Annotated in this window: 10 protein-coding genes; 8 read left to right on the top strand and 2 right to left on the bottom strand. The window is 72.4% G+C overall.

Annotated elements, in window-relative coordinates; all coding sequences use genetic code 11:
* Positions 1 to 106: 106 nt before the first annotated feature.
* The 8 genes from ACZ6J5_RS28945 to ACZ6J5_RS28980 all read left to right on the top strand — a co-directional run bounded on the left by ACZ6J5_RS28945 (position 107) and on the right by ACZ6J5_RS28980 (position 15,690).
* Positions 107 to 3,460 carry a CARDB domain-containing protein gene (locus ACZ6J5_RS28945; RefSeq protein ID WP_469396381.1) on the top strand — a complete coding sequence of 1,118 codons (3,354 nt, stop codon included), beginning with the start codon at positions 107 to 109 and terminating at the stop codon, positions 3,458 to 3,460.
* Positions 3,461 to 3,662: 202 nt separating this feature from the next.
* Positions 3,663 to 7,949, top strand: a complete 4,287-nt coding sequence (locus ACZ6J5_RS28950) for a discoidin domain-containing protein (protein ID WP_469396365.1) — start codon at positions 3,663 to 3,665, stop codon at positions 7,947 to 7,949.
* Between the two features lie 121 nt (positions 7,950 to 8,070).
* Entirely contained in the window at positions 8,071 to 9,489 is a 1,419-nt protein-coding gene (locus ACZ6J5_RS28955; protein ID WP_469396366.1) for an extracellular solute-binding protein, read from the top strand.
* A gap of 82 nt (positions 9,490 to 9,571) precedes the next feature.
* The gene (locus ACZ6J5_RS28960; RefSeq protein ID WP_362478904.1) at positions 9,572 to 10,450 is read left to right on the top strand and encodes a carbohydrate ABC transporter permease; all 879 of its coding nucleotides are present in this window, start codon (positions 9,572 to 9,574) and stop codon (positions 10,448 to 10,450) included.
* A gap of 19 nt (positions 10,451 to 10,469) precedes the next feature.
* A complete protein-coding gene (locus ACZ6J5_RS28965; protein WP_469396368.1) occupies positions 10,470 to 11,345 on the top strand; it encodes a carbohydrate ABC transporter permease in 876 nt (291 codons plus the stop codon).
* Positions 11,346 to 11,421: 76 nt separating this feature from the next.
* Positions 11,422 to 13,032 (top strand): glycoside hydrolase family 13 protein, encoded by a 1,611-nt coding sequence (locus ACZ6J5_RS28970; RefSeq protein WP_469396369.1) that lies wholly within the window; start codon positions 11,422 to 11,424, stop codon positions 13,030 to 13,032.
* 48 nt (positions 13,033 to 13,080) lie between these two features.
* Entirely contained in the window at positions 13,081 to 15,102 is a 2,022-nt protein-coding gene (locus ACZ6J5_RS28975) for a glycosyl hydrolase family 28-related protein (RefSeq protein WP_469396370.1), read from the top strand.
* Positions 15,103 to 15,270: 168 nt separating this feature from the next.
* The gene (locus ACZ6J5_RS28980) at positions 15,271 to 15,690 is read left to right on the top strand and encodes a TOBE domain-containing protein (protein ID WP_469396372.1); all 420 of its coding nucleotides are present in this window, start codon (positions 15,271 to 15,273) and stop codon (positions 15,688 to 15,690) included.
* A gap of 56 nt (positions 15,691 to 15,746) precedes the next feature.
* On the opposite strand, the gene ACZ6J5_RS28985 is transcribed toward ACZ6J5_RS28980, so the two are convergent.
* Positions 15,747 to 17,696 carry an ABC transporter permease gene (locus ACZ6J5_RS28985; protein ID WP_469396374.1) on the bottom strand — a complete coding sequence of 650 codons (1,950 nt, stop codon included), beginning with the start codon at positions 17,694 to 17,696 and terminating at the stop codon, positions 15,747 to 15,749.
* A 79-nt stretch (positions 17,697 to 17,775) separates the two neighbouring features.
* Positions 17,776 to 17,872, bottom strand: a 97-nt coding sequence (locus ACZ6J5_RS28990) for a substrate-binding domain-containing protein (protein ID WP_469392175.1), incomplete at its 5' end; no start/stop codon positions are given.

Genomic DNA, 17,872 nt, shown 5'->3' on the forward strand with positions numbered 1-17,872 from the left:
TCGTCATCCGGTAGAAATCTGTGGCCCCAGAATCCGCAAAACATTGACTGTATTACTCAAAAGATTGCGAGTCACTGTGTACGGACGTCTGATCGGATCGCTCGGGCTGCCCGGGCTGCTCAGAGGGCTGCTGATCGTGGCCCTCGTCGCCCTCGGCCTGCTCCCGCCGCCCGCGTCGGCCGCCACGGCGGCCGACACCGACCTCGCGCGCGGCAGGCCGGCCACCGCCTCCGGCGCCCTCGGCGGCTACCCGGCGGCCAACCTCACCGACGGCAGCCAGGCCAGCTACTGGGAGGGCCCGGCCGGCGCCTTCCCGCAGTGGGCCCAGGTCGACCTCGGCGCCGCCGTCCGCGTCGACCGCGTCGTCCTCAAGCTGCCCACCGGCTGGGAGGCCCGCGACCAGAACCTCGCCGTCCTCGGCTCCACCGACGGCAGCGCCTTCACCACCCTGGCCCCGGCCCAGGCCCGCCGCTTCGACCCGGCCGCCGCCAACGCCGTCACCGTCACCCTGACCGGCACCCAGGTCCGCCACCTGCGCGTCCAGATCGGCGCCAACACCGGCTGGAACGCCGCCCAGCTCTCCGCCGTGGAGGTCTACGGCGAGGCCGGAACGGTCGACCCGCCCGTCGGCGGCACCAACCTGGCCCGGGGCAAGCCGGTCGAGGCGACCTCGGTCACCCAGAACTACCAGGCGGCCAACGCGGTCGACGACTCCACCGCCAGCTACTGGGAGTCGGCCGGCCTGCCCGCGAGCCTCACCGTGAAGCTGGGCGCGGACGCCGACCTCGCGGGCGTCGCCGTCAAGCTGAACCCCGACCCGGCCTGGGGCCCGCGCACCCAGTCCTTCGAGGTCCAGGGGCGGCCCGCCGGGGCCACCGCCTTCACCACCCTCAAGGCCCGCGCCGACTACGCCTTCAGTCCCTCCGCCGGGCAGAACACCGTGACCGTCCCGGTCAGCGGCCGCTTCGCCGACGTCCGGCTCACCTTCCACACCAACACCGGCGCCCCCGGCGCCCAGGTCGCCGAACTCCAGGTCCTCGGCACCGCCGCCCCCGCCCCCGACCTCGTCGTCACCGACCTCACCTGGACCCCGGCCGCGCCCACCGAGACCGATCCCGTCACCGTGCGGGCCACCGTCCGCAACGCCGGCACGGCGGCCGCCGCCGCGTCCGCCGTCGCCGTCAGCGTCGAGGGCGCGGTCGCGGGCACCGGCCAGGTCGCCGCCCTCCCCGCCGGGGCCTCCGCCACGGTCGACGTCCCCGTCGGACGCCGCCCGGTCGGGGCGTACACCGTCTCCGCCGCCGCCGACCCGGCGAACGCGGTCCCGGAGCTGGACGACTCCAACAACAGCCGCACCGCCGCCGCCAAGCTGACCGTCGGCCAGAGCCCCGGCCCGGACCTGATGATCACCGGGATCACCGCCAACCCCTCGGCCCCCGCCGTCGGCGCCCCGGTCTCCTTCACCGTCGCCGTGCTCAACCGGGGCACCGCCGCCGTCCCGGCGGGCACGGTCACCCGGCTCACCGCCGGGACCACCACCCTCAACGGCACGACCGGCGCCGTCGGCGCGGGCCAGACCGTCACCGTCGCCGTCCCGGGCACCTGGACCGCCGCCGCGGGCGCCGTCACCCTGACCGCGACGGCCGACGCGACCGGCACCCTCGCCGAGACCGACGAGACCAACAACGTCTTCAGCCGCTCCATGGTGGTCGGCCGCGGCGCCGCCGTCCCGTACACCGAGTACGAGGCGGAGAACGCCCGCTACCAGGGCACCCTGCTCACCGCCGACCGGCTGCGCACCTTCGGGCACACCAACTTCGCCACCGAGTCCTCGGGCCGCAGCTCCGTCCGGCTCGACAGCGGCGGACAGTACGTCGAGTTCACCTCGGTCAACCAGGCCAACGCCCTCACCGTCCGCAACTCCATCCCCGACGCCGCCGCCGGAGGCGGCCAGGAGGCCACGCTCAGCCTCTACGTGAACGACGTCTTCCTGCGGAAGCTGACGCTCTCCTCGAAGCACAGCTGGCTCTACGGCACCACCGACGACCCCGAGGGCCTGACCAACCGCCCCGGCGGCGACGCCCGCCGGCTCTTCGACGAGTCGCACACGCTGCTCGCGCAGTCCTACCCGCCGGGCACCCGCTTCCGGCTCCAGCGCGACAGCGACGACCGGGCCGCCTACTACGTCCTCGACCTCGTCGACCTGGAGCAGGTGGCCCCGCCGACGCCCCAGCCGGCGGGCTGCGTCTCCATCACCGAGTACGGGGCGGTGCCCAACGACGGCATCGACGACACCGACGCGCTCCAGCGGGCCGTGACCGCCGACCAGAAGGGCGAGATCGGCTGCGTCTGGATCCCGGCCGGACAGTGGCGCCAGGAACAGAAGATCCTGACCGACGACCCGCTGAACCGGGGGCAGTACAACCAGGTCGGCATCCGGGACGTCACCATCCGGGGCGCGGGCATGTGGCACTCCCAGCTCTACACGCTGACCCCGCCGCAGAACGCGGGCGGCATCAACCACCCGCACGAGGGCAACTTCGGCTTCGACATCGACGCCAACACCCGGATCTCCGACATCGCCATCTTCGGCTCGGGCACCATCCGGGGCGGAGACGGCAACGCCGAGGGCGGGGTCGGGCTGAACGGGCGCTTCGGCAAGGGCACGAAGATCAGCAACGTCTGGATCGAGCACGCCAACGTCGGCGTCTGGGTCGGCCGCGACTACTCCAACATCCCCGAGCTGTGGGGGCCGGGCGACGGCCTGGAGTTCACCGGCATGCGGATCCGCAACACGTACGCCGACGGCATCAACTTCGCCAACGGCACCCGCAACTCGACCGTCTCCGACTCCTCCTTCCGCAACACCGGTGACGACGCCCTGGCCGTCTGGTCCAGCAAGTACGTCAAGGACACCTCGGTGGACATCGGCCACGACAACCACTTCCGCAACAACACGATCCAGCTGCCCTGGCGGGCCAACGGCATCGCGATCTACGGCGGCTACGGCAACACCATCGAGAGCAACGTGGTCTCCGACACCATGAACTACCCGGGGATCATGCTGGCCACCGACCACGACCCGCTGCCCTTCACGGGGCAGACCCTGATCGCCGACAACGCCCTGTACCGCACCGGCGGCGCCTTCTGGAACGAGGACCAGGAGTTCGGCGCCATCACCCTCTTCGCGCAGGGGCAGGACATCCCCGGCGTCACCATCAGGGACACCGACATCCTCGACTCGACCTATGACGGCATCCAGTTCAAGACCGGCGGCGGAGTCATGCCCGGCGTCCGGATCAGCAACGTCCGCGTCGACGGCACCGTCAACGGCTCCGGGCTGCTCGCCATGAGCGGGGCCAGGGGCAGCGCCACCCTCACCGGGGTGACCTTCGCGCACACGGCCGAGGGCGACGTACTCGTCGAACCCGGCTCGCAGTTCGTCGTGAACCGGGGCTGACCAGGTCCCTCGGAACGGCGGTCCGCCCTCGGCGGTCCGCCGTTCCGGCACGCCCCTGACCAGGGAAGACACCGGCCGAACTCGCCCTGCCCAAGCGGTAGACGGTGCCACGATCCTCTGCAACTCTCTGAGCGTCCCGCGCAAGGAACCGACATTCCAGCGCGATTTCTGGACGCCCTCCACGAGTGAGAACAGAGGAGCGATGAGCATCCGCAACTGGAGATCACGGGGCCTGAGCGCCGCGATCGTCACGAGCCTGCTGGCACTCGGCGGTCCCGCGCTGACCGCCCAAGCCGCCGGCGGCCCCAACCTCGCCCTGGGCGACCCCACCGCGGCGAGCAGCGCGCTCGCCGGCTACGGCACCGCGAACATCACCGACGGCGACCAGGGCACCTACTGGCAGAGCTCCGGCTCCGCCCTGCCGCAGTGGGTGCAGACCGACCTCGGCACCGCCACCCGCGTCGACGAGGTGGTGCTCAAGCTGCCCTCGGGCTGGGAGAGCCGCAACCAGACGCTCTCCGTGCAGGGCAGCGCCGACGGCACCTCCTTCACCACCCTGAAGTCCTCCGCCAGCTACGCCTTCACCCCCGGCGCCGGGAACACCGTCACCATCGCCTTCCCCGCCACCCAGGCCCGCTTCGTCCGGGTGGACATCACCGCCAACACCGGCTGGGCCGCCGCCCAGCTCTCCGAACTGGAGGTGCACGGCGCCGACGGCAGCTCCCCGAACCTCGCCGCCGGAAAGACCCTCACCGCCAGCAGCACCACCCAGGTCTACGCCGCCGCCAACGCCAACGACGGCAACCGCGCCACCTACTGGGAGAGCGCCGGCGGGGCCTTCCCGCAGTGGCTCCAGGCCGACCTCGGCGCCGCCCTGCGCGTCGACCGGGTCGTGCTGAGGCTGCCCGACACCTGGGGGGCGCGCAGCCAGACCCTCAAGATCCAGGGCAGCACCGACGGCAGCTCCTTCACCGACCTGACCGCCGCCCAGGCGTACGCCTTCGACGCGGCGGGCGGACGCAGCGCCACGATCACCTTCGGCGCCACCACCACCCGCTACGTCCGCGTCCTCGTCACCGCCAACACCGTCCAGAACGCGGCCCAGTTCTCCGAGTTCGAGATCTACGGGCCGACGAGCGGCGACACCCAGGCGCCGACCGCCCCGGCGAACCTCGCCTACACCGAGCCCGCCTCCGGCCAGATCCGTCTGACCTGGACCGCGGCCACCGACGACACCGCCGTCACCGGCTACGACGTCTACGCCAACGGCACCCTGCTCACCAGCCTCGCGGGGAACGTCACCACCTTCACCGACACCCGCCCGGGCAACCAGACGGTCTCCTACCGGGTCAGGGCCCGGGACGCGGCCGGCAACCAGTCCGGCGACTCCAACACCGTCACCCGCGTCGGCGACTCCGGCGACACCCAGGCGCCGACCGTCCCGGCGAACCTCGCCTACACCGAGCCCGCCTCCGGCCAGATCCGCCTGACCTGGACCGCCTCCACCGACAACACCGGCGTCACCGGCTACGACGTCTACGCGAACAACGTCCTGCGCGCCTCCGTCGCCGGGAACGTCACCACCTACACCGACACCCAGCCCGCCTCCGCCACCGTCACCTACACGGTCCGCGCCAAGGACGCCGCCGGGAACCAGTCCGCCGCCGGCAACGGCGTGACCCGCAACGGCACCGGCGGCAGCGGCTCCAACCTGGCCGTGGGCAAGGCGATCAGCGCCTCCTCCAGCGTCTTCACCTTCGTCGCCGCCAACGCCAACGACAACGACCCGGCGACCTACTGGGAGGGCGCCGGCGGCAGCTATCCGAACACCCTCACCGTCAGACTCGGCGCCAACGCCGACCTCGACCGGCTCGTGCTGCGCCTCAACCCCGACTCCTCCTGGGGCGCCCGCTCCCAGACCGTCGAGGTCCTCGGCCGCGCCCAGGACGCCACCGGCTACACCGGGCTCGTCGCCGCGAAGAGCTACGCCTTCGACCCCGGCGGCGGCAACCAGGTGACGATCCCGCTCACCGCCCGGACCGCCGACGTGCAGCTCCGCTTCACCGCCAACACCGGCGCCCCGGCCGGCCAGCTGGCCGAGCTCCAGGTGATCGGCGTCCCGGCGCCCAACCCGGACCTGCGGGTCACCGGGCTCACCGTCTCGCCCGCCGCGCCCGTCGAGTCGGACCAGGTCACGGTCACCGCGACGGTCCGCAACGACGGCACGGCCGCCGCCGGGGCCAGCAGCCTGGCCGTACGGCTCGGCGGCGGCAAGGTCGCCTCGGCCGCCGTCGGCGCGCTCGCCGCGGGGGCGCAGACCACGGTGACCGCCTCGATCGGGGCGCGCGACGCCGGTTCGTACGAGCTGAGCGCCGTCGCCGACGAGGCCGACGCGGTCGTCGAGCAGAACGAGACCAACAACACGTACACCAGCCCGACCGCGCTCGTGGTGCGGCCGGTGGACAGCTCGGACCCGGTGGTCGCCTCGGTGGGCACCACGCCGTCCAGCCCCTCGGCGGGCGACGCGGTCACGTTCAAGGCCGTGGTCCACAACCAGGGCACCGTCGCCACCGCCACCGGCTCCCACCCGGTGACGCTGACGCTGCTGAACGCCCAGGGCGGCACGGTCAAGACCCTCACCGGCTCCTACTCGGGCGCGCTGGCCCCGGGGGCGCGGACCGAGGTGGCGCTCGGCCCCTGGACCGCCGCCGACGGCTCGTACACCGTGCGCACCGTCCTCGCCGACGACGCCAACGAGCTCCCGGTGAAGCGGGGGAACAACACCGCGAGCCAGCCGCTCTTCGTCGGGCGCGGCGCCCACATGCCGTACGCGATGTACGAGGCGGAGGACGGCGTCGCGGGCGGCGGCGCGAGCGTCGTCGGGCCCAACCGCACGGTCGGCGACATCGCGGGCGAGGCCTCCGGCCGCAAGGCGGTCAACCTGGACGCGACGGGGGAGTACGTCGAGTTCACCACCCGCGCCGCCACCAACACCCTGGTCACCCGCTTCTCCATCCCCGACGCCCCGGGCGGCGGGGGGATCGACGCGACGCTCGACGTCTACGTCGACGGGGTCCTCAAGAAGGCCATGCCGCTGACCTCGAAGTACGCCTGGCTGTACGGTTCCGAGACCGCGCCCGGCAACTCCCCGGGGGCGGGCGGTCCGCGGCACATCTACGACGAGGCCCAGCTGATGTTCGGGGAGACCATCCCGGCCGGCAGCCGGATCCGGCTCCAGAAGGACGCGGCGAACACCACCACGTACGCGATCGACTTCGTCAACCTGGAGCAGGTCGCGCCGGTGCCGAACCCCGACCCGGCCGCGTACGCGGTCCCGGCGGGCTTCGGGCACCAGGACGTGCAGAACGCGCTGGACCGGGTCCGGATGGACACCACGGGCACCCTGGTGGGCGTCTACCTGCCGGCCGGCGACTACCAGACGTCCAGCAAGTTCCAGGTGTACGGCAAGGCCGTGAAGGTGGTCGGCGCCGGGCCCTGGTTCACGAGGTTCCACGCCCCCTCGACGCAGGACAACACGGACGTCGGCTTCCGGGCCGAGGCGGCGGCGAAGGGCTCGCTCTTCAAGGGCTTCGCCTACTTCGGCAACTACACCTCGCGGATCGACGGCCCCGGCAAGGTCTTCGACTTCGCCAACGTGTCGGACATCGTCATCGACGACGTCTGGAACGAGCACTTCGTCTGCCTCTACTGGGGCGCCAACACCGACCGGATCACGATCAAGAACGCGCGGATCCGGAACCTGTTCGCCGACGGGGTCAACATGACCAACGGCTCGACGGACAACCTGGTGACCAACAACGACGCCCGGGCCACCGGCGACGACAGCTTCGCGCTCTTCTCGGCGGTCGACGCGGGCGGCGCGGACATGAAGAACAACGTCTACGAGAACCTGACCAGCACCCTCACCTGGCGGGCGGCGGGTGTGGCCGTCTACGGCGGCTACGACAACACCTTCCGCAACATCCACATCGCCGACACCCTGGTCTACTCCGGCATCACCATCTCCTCGCTGGACTTCGGCTATCCGATGAACGGATTCGGAACCGGTCCGACGACCTTCGAGAACATCTCGATCGTCCGTGCCGGCGGGCACTTCTGGGGCGCGCAGACCTTCCCCGGCATCTGGGTCTTCTCCGCCTCGAAGGTCTTCCAGGGCATCCGGGTCAACCACGTGGACATCGTCGACCCCACCTACAGCGGGGTGATGTTCCAGACGAACTACGTGGGCGGCCAGCCGCAGTTCCCCATCAAGGACACCGTCTTCAGCGACATCTCCATCACGGGGGCGCGCAGGAGCGGTGACGCCTTCGACGCCAAGTCCGGCTTCGGCCTGTGGGCCAATGAGCTGCCGGAGGCGGGCCAGGGCCCGGCGGTGGGCGAGGTGACCTTCAACGGGCTGCGGCTGAGCGGCAACGCCGTCGACGTCCGCAACACCACCAGCACGTTCAGGATCAACGTCAACCCGTAATTCCCTCGCCCTGTCGCAGATTTGCGAAATCAGCGCGATATCTTGCGTTCATCTGTCGCGGGTGGTTGAGTGTGGCCCACCCCGCTCACCCACCCGCGCATCGCCCGAAGGGGACCCACCCATGAGAAGTGCCAGGCTCCGCCGTACCCGCAGACCCGCCGCCGTCGCCCTCGTCTCCGCGCTCGCGCTGACCGCCCTCGCCGCCTGCGGCACGAGCAGCAGCGCCGGCGGCGACGACAACGGCGGAGCCGGCGCGGGGTCCTCCGACCCCTCGGCGCCGCTCGACCCCAAGACCAAGGTCACGCTGACCATCGACTGCATGCCGCCCGCCGCCAAGGCCGCCGAGCTCAAGGAGTGGAAGGAGGACGTCGCCGCCTTCAACAAGACCTACCCGAACGTCACCGTCGAGGGCCGCTCCACCGCCGGCCAGTGCCTCGAACCCCCGCGCTTCACCGCGATGCTCAAGGCCAAGTCGCAGCCCGACGTCTTCTACACCTACTTCACCGACCTGCCCCAGGTCCTCTCCGAGGACGGCGCCGCCGACATCAGCGCCTACGTCAACGACAAGACCGTCCCGGCGCTGGCGGACATCGACCCCAACGTCCTCGGCTCCCTCAAGCAGGACGGCAAGCTCTACGGCCTGCCCACCAGCAACTACACGATGGGCCTGCTGATCAACCGCAAGCTCTTCAAGGACGCCGGCCTCGACCCCGACAGCCCGCCGCGCACCTGGGAGGAGGTCCGCACCGCCGCCAAGAAGATCGCCGGACTCGGCGGCGGCGTCGCGGGCTTCGGCGAGTACAGCGCCGGCAACACTGGCGGCTGGCACTTCACCGCGCAGATGTACAGCCTCGGCGGCGACGTCGTCGACGCGAGCGGCAAGAAGGCCGCCTTCAACAACGACCTCGGCAAGCAGGTCGCGAAGAACCTCCACGCCATGCGCTGGCAGGACGACAGCATGGGCAAGACCCAGCTGCTCAAGTGGGGCGACCTCCAGAAGCAGATCGCCACCGACAAGCTCGGCATGTTCCTCGCCGCCCCCGACGACATCGCGTACATGGTCCAGCAGCTCGGCGCGAGGTACGAGAACTTCGGCATGGGCCCGATACCCGGCGGCAAGAACACCCTCGCCGGCGGCAACAACTACATGATCAAGAAGGGCATCTCCGGCGACAAGATCAAGGCCGCCGTCGCCTGGCTCAACTTCAAGAACCTCACCGTCGGCAAGGGCCAGTTCGACTGGGCCCGCGCCAAGGCCGACGGCCTCCCGGTCGGCGTCCCGCAGCCCAACTTCTGGCTGAACGACGCCAAGGCCAAGGACGACGCGGGCCGCGTGCGGAACGCCACCATGCCCGTCGCCAACTTCAAGGCCTTCATGGACAACCCGGTCGCCGGCAAGGCCGAGCCGCCGAAGGCCCAGGAGGTCTACAAGGTCCTCGACAACGTGATGTCCGCGCTCCTCACCGACAAGGACGCCGACGTCGACAAGCTCCTCGCCACCGCCGAGACACAGGTCAACCAGGTCCTGTCCCACCAGTGAGCCGACCGGGCGGCGGCGGACCCCACCAGGTCCGCCCCGCCCGTCACACCCTCAGCAGCGGCACCAGCACCAAGGAGCGACGATGCCGGCCCTCCGCACCACCCTGCGGCGCAACCTGACCGCCCACGGCTTCCTCATCGGCGCCGTCCTCTGCTTCGCCCTCTTCTCCTGGTACCCCATGGTCCGCGAGGTCCTCCTCGCCTTCCAGCGGACCGAGAACGGCCGGACCACCTGGACCGGCCTCGACAACTTCCGCACCGTCGCCGACGACCCCGCCTTCTGGCAGGCCTGGGGCAACACCCTCCTCTTCACCGCCCTCGCCCTCGTCCTCGGCTTCGCCGTCCCCTTCGTCGCCGCCCTCGTCATCAACGAGTTCCGGCACGCCCAGGGCTACCTCCGGCTCCTCGTCTACCTGCCGGTCATGCTCCCCCCGGTCGCCGCGGTCCTCCTCTTCAAATACCTCTACGACCCCGGCTACGGACTCCTCAACGAACTCCTCGGCCTCCTCGGACTCCCCGCCCAGCAGTGGCTCCAGGACCCCGACCTCTCCATGCTCTCCGTGGTCCTCGCCGCCACCTGGATGAACATGGGCGGCGCCACCCTCATCTACCTCGCCGCCCTCCAGTCCATCCCCGGCGAGCTCTACGAGGCCGCCGAACTCGACGGCGCGGGACTGTTCCGCAAGATCTGGCACGTCACCATCCCGCAGACCCGCCTCGTGCTCTCGCTGATGCTCCTCATGCAGGTCATCGCCACCATGCAGGTCTTCGTCGAACCGTTCCTGCTCACCGGCGGCGCCGGACCCCAGGGATCCACCACCACCGTCGTGTACCTCATCTACCAGTACGCCTTCAGCTTCAACGACTACGGCGCCGCCGCCGCGCTCGGCCTCATGCTGCTCGTACTCCTCGCCGGATTCTCGGCGGCGTACGCCCGGCTCAGTCGCGCCGAGGACGCGTAGCACCCGGGGGGAGACACCCATGTCCACACGCACGCTCATCGCACCCGCCCGGCTCGCCCGGCCCCGCGGCAAGGCCCTCTACCGGATCGTCCTCGGCCTCGTCCTCGTCCTCTTCACCCTCGCCTTCCTCGGCCCGCTCTACTGGCTGGCCTCCAGCGGGCTCAAGGACGCCCAGGAGGTCGTCGCCACCCCGCCCACCCTGATCCCCGGCAGCTTCACCCCCGGCAACTACACCCGGGCCTGGGAGGTCATGGACCTCGCCACCCTCCTGCTCAACACCCTCTTCTACGCCTTCGGCGCCCTCGCCTTCCAGCTCGTCCTGGACGTCGCCGCCGCCTACTCCCTCTCCAAGCTCCGCCCCGTGCTCGGCAAGGCCGTCCTCGGCATGATGCTCGCCACCCTGATGATCCCGGCGACCGTCCTCATCGTGCCCCAGTACCTCACCGTGCTCGACGTGCCGCTCGTCCAGCGCAACCTGCTCAACAGCCCCTGGGCGATCTGGCTGCCCTCCGTCGCGAACGCCTTCAACATCTTCCTGCTGAAGCGGTTCTTCGACTCCATCCCCGGCGAGCTCCTGCACGCCGCCGCCATCGACGGCGCCGGCCCCCTGCGGATCCTCTGGTCGATCGTCCTGCCCATCTCCCGGCCGATCCTCGGCGTCGTCTCGATCTTCGCGGTCGTCGGCGTCTGGAAGGACTTCCTCTGGCCGCTGCTCACCCTGCCCGACCCCGCCAAGCAGACCCTCAACGTGGGCATCTACTCGCTCTCCAACGGCGTCCCGGTGAACGTGCTCATCGCCGCCCTCACCATCGCCTCGCTGCCCACCCTCATCGTCTTCCTGATCTTCCAGCGGAACATCATGGGCGGCCTCACCGCCGGCGGCCTCAAGGGCTGACCGGCCCGCGCCACCCCGCGCCGCGCGCCCTCCCCGCACCACCACCGCACCCGTCCCTGCCCGAAAGGACCCTCACGTGGCAGCCCCCAACCCGACCCGAGACGCCGACTGGTGGCGCGACGCCGTCATCTACCAGGTCTACCCGCGCAGCTTCGCCGACGGCGACGGCGACGGCACCGGCGACCTCGCGGGCGTCCGGGCGCGCCTGCCCCACCTCGCCGCCCTCGGCGTCGACGCCGTCTGGTTCACCCCCTGGTACGCCTCCCCGATGGTCGACGGCGGCTACGACGTCGCCGACTACCGCGCCATCGACCCCGCCTTCGGCACCCTCGACGAGGCCGAGAAGCTCATCGCCGAGGCCGCCGCCCTCGGCCTGCGCGTCATCGTCGACATCGTCCCCAACCACGTCTCCGACCGGCACGCCTGGTTCACCGCCGCCCTCGCCGCCGGCCCCGGCAGCCCCGAGCGGGACCGCTTCCACTTCCGCCCCGGACGCGGCGCCGACGGCGAACTCCCGCCCAACGACTGGCCCTCCCAGTTCTCCGGCGACACCTGGACCCGCGTCCCCGACGGGGAGTGGTACCTCCACCTCTTCACCCCCGAACAGCCCGACCTCAACTGGGCCCACCCCGACGTCCGCCGCGAACACGAGGACGTCCTGCGCTTCTGGTTCGACCGAGGCGTCGCCGGCGTCCGCATCGACTCCGCCGCCCTGCTCACCAAGGACCCCGAGCTCCGCGACTTCGTCGAGGGCGTGGACCCCCACCCGTACATCGACCAGGACGAGATCCACGACGTCTACCGTTCCTGGCGGGCCGTCGCCGACACCTACGGCGGCGTCTTCGTCGGCGAGGTCTGGCTGCCCGACGCGGAACGCTTCGCCCGCTATCTGCGCCCCGACGAACTCCACACCGCCTTCAACTTCAACTTCCTCGCCTGCCCCTGGGAACCCGGCCGGCTCCGCCGCACCATCGACGACACCCTCGCCGAACACGCCCCCGTCCACGCCCCCGCCACCTGGGTCCTCTGCAACCACGACGTCACCCGCACCGCCACCCGCTACGGACGCGCCGACACCGCCTTCGACTTCGCCGCCAAACGCTTCGGCACCCCCACCGACCTGGAGCTCGGCACCCGCCGCGCCCGCGCCGCCGCCCTCCTCACCCTCGCCCTGCCCGGCTCCGTCTACCTCTACCAGGGCGAGGAACTCGGGCTGCCCGAGGCCGACATCCCCCGCGACCGCATCCAGGACCCCATGCACTTCCGCTCCGGCGGCACCGACCCCGGCCGCGACGGCTGCCGGGTCCCCCTCCCCTGGGAGGCCGAGGCCCCCGCGTACGGCTTCGGCTCCGGCACCGGCGGCACCTGGCTGCCCCAGCCCGCCGACTGGGCCCGCTACGCCGTCGACCGGCAGAGCGCCGACCCCGGCTCCATGCTCAGCCTCTACCGCGAGGCCCTCGCCCTGCGCCGCACCGTCCCCGGCTTCGGCGACGGCCCGCTCCACTGGCTCCCCGCGCCCGACGGCGTCCTCGCCTTCACCCGCGACCACGGCCTGAGCTGCCTCGTCAACCTCTCCGACACGCCCGTGCCGCTGCCCGCGCCGGCCGGACTCCTCCTCGCCAGCGGCCCGCTCGGCCCCGACGGGACGCTGCCGCCCGACACCGCGGCCTGGCTCCGCACCGCCTGACCCCCGCCCGCGTCCCCGCCCGCGCCCGACCGAGAGAAACGAGGCCCCATGGCCCGCCCGCACGGGAGGGCGCAGGCGCTCGCCGCCGCCCTCCTCGCCCTCGGCACCACCCTCACCGCGCTGACCGGCACGGCCGCCGCCACCCCGCCCGGAGCGCCCCCGGGCCCGGCCCCCGCCGTCACCCGCGCCGGGCTCGACCCCGCCCTCACCGCCGGGCGCGGGGCGGCCGTCGCCTTCGACGAGCAGGAGGCCGAGAACGCCCGTACCGACGGCACCGTCATCGGCCCGGACCGCACCCCGTACACCCTCCCCTCGGAGGCCTCCGGCCGGAAGGCGGTACGGCTCACGCCGGGGCAGTACGTGGAGTTCACCCTGCCCCGCGCCGCCAACGCCCTCACCGTGCGCTACAGCATCCCCGACGCCCCCGGCGGCGGCGGGACCACCGCCCCGCTCGCCGTCTCCGTCGGCGGACGCCACCAGGACACCCTCACGCTGACCTCGGCGTACTCCTGGCTGTACAACCAGTACCCGTTCACCAACGACCCCGGCGCCGACCTGCTCCACCCGGACTGGTGGCTCGCCGAATGCTCCTGCGTCCCGGCCGCCACCACCCCCGCCCCCGTCATCGCCAAGCCCTTCCGCCCCACCCACTTCTACGACGAACAGCGCCTCCTCCTCCGCACCACCCACCGGGCGGGCGAACGCGTCCGCCTCACCGTCCCCGCCGGCAGCACCGCCGCCTGGACCGTGATCGACCTCCTCGACACCGAACGGGTCGCCCCGCCGCACGTGGAGCGTGGCGGGCTCGACATCCGCGCCTTCGGCGCCGACCCCACCGGCCGCCGCGACGCGGCCCCCGCCATCGAACGCGCCATCGCCGCGGCCCGCCGTGCCGGCCGGCCCGTCTACCTGCCGCCGGGCACCTTCCGCGTCGACCGGCACATCGTCGTCGACGACGTCGCCCTCGTCGGCGCGGGCAACTGGCACACCGTCCTCAAGGGCCGCGAGGTCGCCCTCCCCGCTCCCGCGCCCGACGGCTCCACGCACACCGGCGTCGGCCTGTACGGCAGGAGCGCCGCCGAGGGAGGCAGCCGGAACGTGCGCCTGTCCGGCTTCGCCATCGAGGGCGACGTCCGCGAACGGATCGACACCGACCAGGTCAACGCCATCGGCGGCGCGTTCAGCGACTCCACGATCTCCGGCCTCCACCTGCACCACACCAAGGTCGGCATCTGGCTCGACGGCCCCATGAGCCGGGTCCGGATCACCGACAACGTCATCGCCGACCAGATCGCCGACGCCCTGAACCTCCACACCGGCGTCACCGACTCGCTCGTCCGGAACAACTTCGTCCGCAACACCGGCGACGACGGCATCGCCCTCTGGTCCGAGAAGACCGCCGACGCCCGCAACACGATCGCCCGCAACACCGTCCAGTCGCCCACCCTCGCCAACGGCATCGCCGTCTACGGCGGCACCGACACCACCGTCGCGGGCAACCTCGTCGCCGACCCCGTCCGCGAGGGCAGCGCACTGCACGCGGGCGCCCGCTTCGGCGCCGTCCCCTTCACCGGTGCGCTCCGCTTCACCGGCAACACCACCGTCCGCGCCGGCGGACTCGACCTCAACTGGCGCATCGGCCTCGGGGCGCTCTGGCTCTACGCCCTCGACGGCTCCATCGACGCCGACGTCCGCGTCACCGGCGACCACTACCTCGACTCCACCCACAACGCGGTCATGCTGGTCAGCGAGTACGGCGTCAAGGACCGCTACGGCATCCCGGCCGTCCACTTCAAGGACATCCGCGTCGACGGCGCCGGCAACTCCGTGCTCAGCGCCCGCACCCAGGGCTCCGCCACCTTCGAGAACGTCGACGCCCGCAATGTCGGAGCCGTCGGCGTCAACAACTGCGGCTCCTTCCACTTCCCCGCCACCGGCTCCGAGTTCTCCCTCACCGACCTCGGCGGCAACGACGGCGGCTGGCTCGCCCCCTGGCTCCTGCCGAACACGATCACCTGCGACGACCGCCCGCCGGTCGTCGCACCCCCGGCCCCCGCGCCCTGGTCCTGACCCCGGGGCGCGGGACCCCCGCGCGGCATTTCACAGCAATCGGCCCCGTTTCGCCTGGTGCCTGCGACGCGTCGCGCGGAGGGCCGTCCGCCCTCCGGTAGCTTCGGAAGAACCGCAGGTCACAGAAGTGACGACTGCTCCTTCCCGACCAAGTGAGGCGCGTTCACCATGACCCTGTCCATCCGTAACCAGCTCCCCGGCACCGTCACCTCCGTCACCGCGGGCGAGGCCATGGCCTCGGTGAAGGTGACCCTCGCCGGCGGCCAGGACATCACCGCCGCCATCACCACCGAGGCGGTCAAGGACCTCGGCCTGGCCGCCGGCTCCGAGGTCAAGGCCCTGGTGAAGTCGACCGAGGTCGTCCTCGCCACCGGCCCGGTCGAGGGCATCTCGATCCGCAACCAGCTCCCCGGCTCCGTGACCGAGGTGGCCACCGGCGGCGCCATGGGCTCCGTCAAGGTCTCGGTCCAGGGCGGGGAGCTCACCGCGGCCATCACCAAGGAGGCCGTGGAGGAGCTCGGCCTGAGCGCCGGGACCTCCGTCGTCGCGCTCATCAAGTCGACCGAGATCTCGCTCGCCTCCGTCTGACCCCCTCGGGGCAGGCGGCGTGCCCCCCCCTGGCGGACGCCGGCGGGGGGCGCCGGTCACAGCGCGACGAGGGTCACCTCGGTCGCCTTCACGCCCGCCCACACGGACACCCCGTCCGCGAGCCCGAGTTCGGCGGCGGCCTGCGGGGTGATCTCCGCGACCAGGTCCGGCGTCCGCGCGGACGTCACCAGCACCCGCAGCCGGCTCCCGCTCGCCGTGATCTCGCGTACGGTCCCGGGCCAGACGTTACGGGGACTCCCGGCCGGCTTCTCGCGGTGCAGCGACACCGCCTCGGGCGCGACGATCGCCAGCGCCCGGGTCCCGGCGGGCGGCGGCTCGGCGGCGACCAGGACGCCACCGCCGTCGAGCGCGAGCCCCTCGGGGGAGGCGGTGCCGGGCCAGGCGTTGCGGCCGAGCATCCGGGCCACCCAGGGGGAGCGGGGATGCCGGGTCACCTCGGCCGGGGCCGCGTCCTGGAGCGCCCGGCCGTCCTCCAGCACCAGCACCCGGTCGGCCAGCGACACGGCCTCCACGGGATCGTGGGTGACGATCAGACAGACGCCGCCGAAGCCCGCGAGGTGCCCGCGCAGGGTGTGCCGGACGTGCGCCCGGGTCGTCTGGTCGAGCGCGGCCAGCGGCTCGTCGAGCACCAGCAGCCGGGGCCGGGCGGCCAGCGCGCGGGCCAGCGCGACCCGCTGGGCCTGCCCGCCGGAGAGCTGCCCGGGGCGCCGGTGCGCCAGATGCCCGACGCCGAGGCGGTCGAGCCAGAGCCGCGCCTCGCGGCGGGCCTCGGCGCGGCCGACGCCCTGGGCGCGCAGCCCGTAGGCGGTGTTGGCGAGTGCCGTCAGGTGCGGGAACAGAGCGCCGTCCTGTGGCACCCAGGCGACCCGCCGCCGGTGCGGGGGCAGCGCGGTGACGTCGGTGCCGCCGAGGGAGAGCTCGGCGTGGGCGCGGGGGGTGAGCCCGAGCAGGGCCCGCAGCAGGGTGGTCTTCCCGGCGCCGTTCGGGCCCACCACGGCGATGGTCGTGCCGGGTTCGGCGTCCAGGGTCAGCCGGGTGAAGCCGGTGACGTCCGCGCGCAGCGCCCAGCGCGCGTCGGGCGCCGGGGCCGACACGCTCCCGTCGGCCGGGGTCCCGGCGGGCGCGGTGTCCGGGGCGTCCGGGGAGTCGGGTGCGGGCGCCGGGGTGCGGGCCCGGTCGGCGGGCGTGCCGGTCCAGCGGCCCCGGAGCGCGATGAGCACCGTCATGGCGATGGCCAGGAGCAGCAGCGAGACCGAGGTGGCCGCCTCCGGCTCGTCCTGGAGCAGCAGATAGACCTGGAGCGGGAGGGTCTGGGTGGTGCCCGGCAGGTTCCCCGCGAAGGTGATCGTCGCGCCGAACTCGCCCAGCGCGCGGGCCCAGGTGAGCGCCGCGCCCGCGATGACGCCGGGCGCCACCATCGGCAGCGTGACGGTGAAGAAGACCCGGACCGGCGAGGCGCCGAGGGAGGCGGCGGTCTCCTCGTACCGGGGCCGCAGCCCGCCCAGCGCGCCCTCCAGGCTGATGACCAGGAACGGCATGGCGACGAAGGTGGCCGCGAGCACGGCGCCGGAGGTGTGGAACGGCAGCGTGATGCCGAAGGTGGACTCCAGCCAGGGCCCGAGGAGGCCGCGCCGCCCGAAGGCGAGCAGCAGGGCGACGCCGCCGACGGTCGGCGGGAGCACCATCGGGAGCAGGACCAGCGAGCGGACGAACGCCTTGCCCCGGAAGGGGACCCGGGCCAGTAGCCAGGCGAGCGGCACGCCGAGCAGCAGGGAGAGGCCGAGGGCCCAGAAGGACACCAGGAGCGACAGCTTCAGCGCCTCGACGGTGCCGGGCGAGGTGAGGTGGCCGGCGAGCTCGCTCCACTCGGTCCGCACCAGGATGCCGAGGAGGGGGAGGGAGAGGAAGACCACGGCCGCCAGCGCGGGCAGCGCGAGCAGCAGGGGCGGCCGGGCACCGGAGGCGCGGAGGCCTGCTCGTTTCATCGAAGATCCCGAGGGCGGGGGAGTGGGGCGGAGGGGCCGTCCGTTCCCCCGGGACGGACGGCCCCGCGTGCTGGCGGGGTCACGGCTTCTGGAAGCCGGCGTCCTGGAGGATCTTCTGGGCTTCGGGGGTGCTGAGCCAGGTGACGAAGGCGGTGGCGGCTTCGGTGTTCTTGCTG

Source organism: Streptomyces sp. NPDC042100, assembly GCF_055582325.1.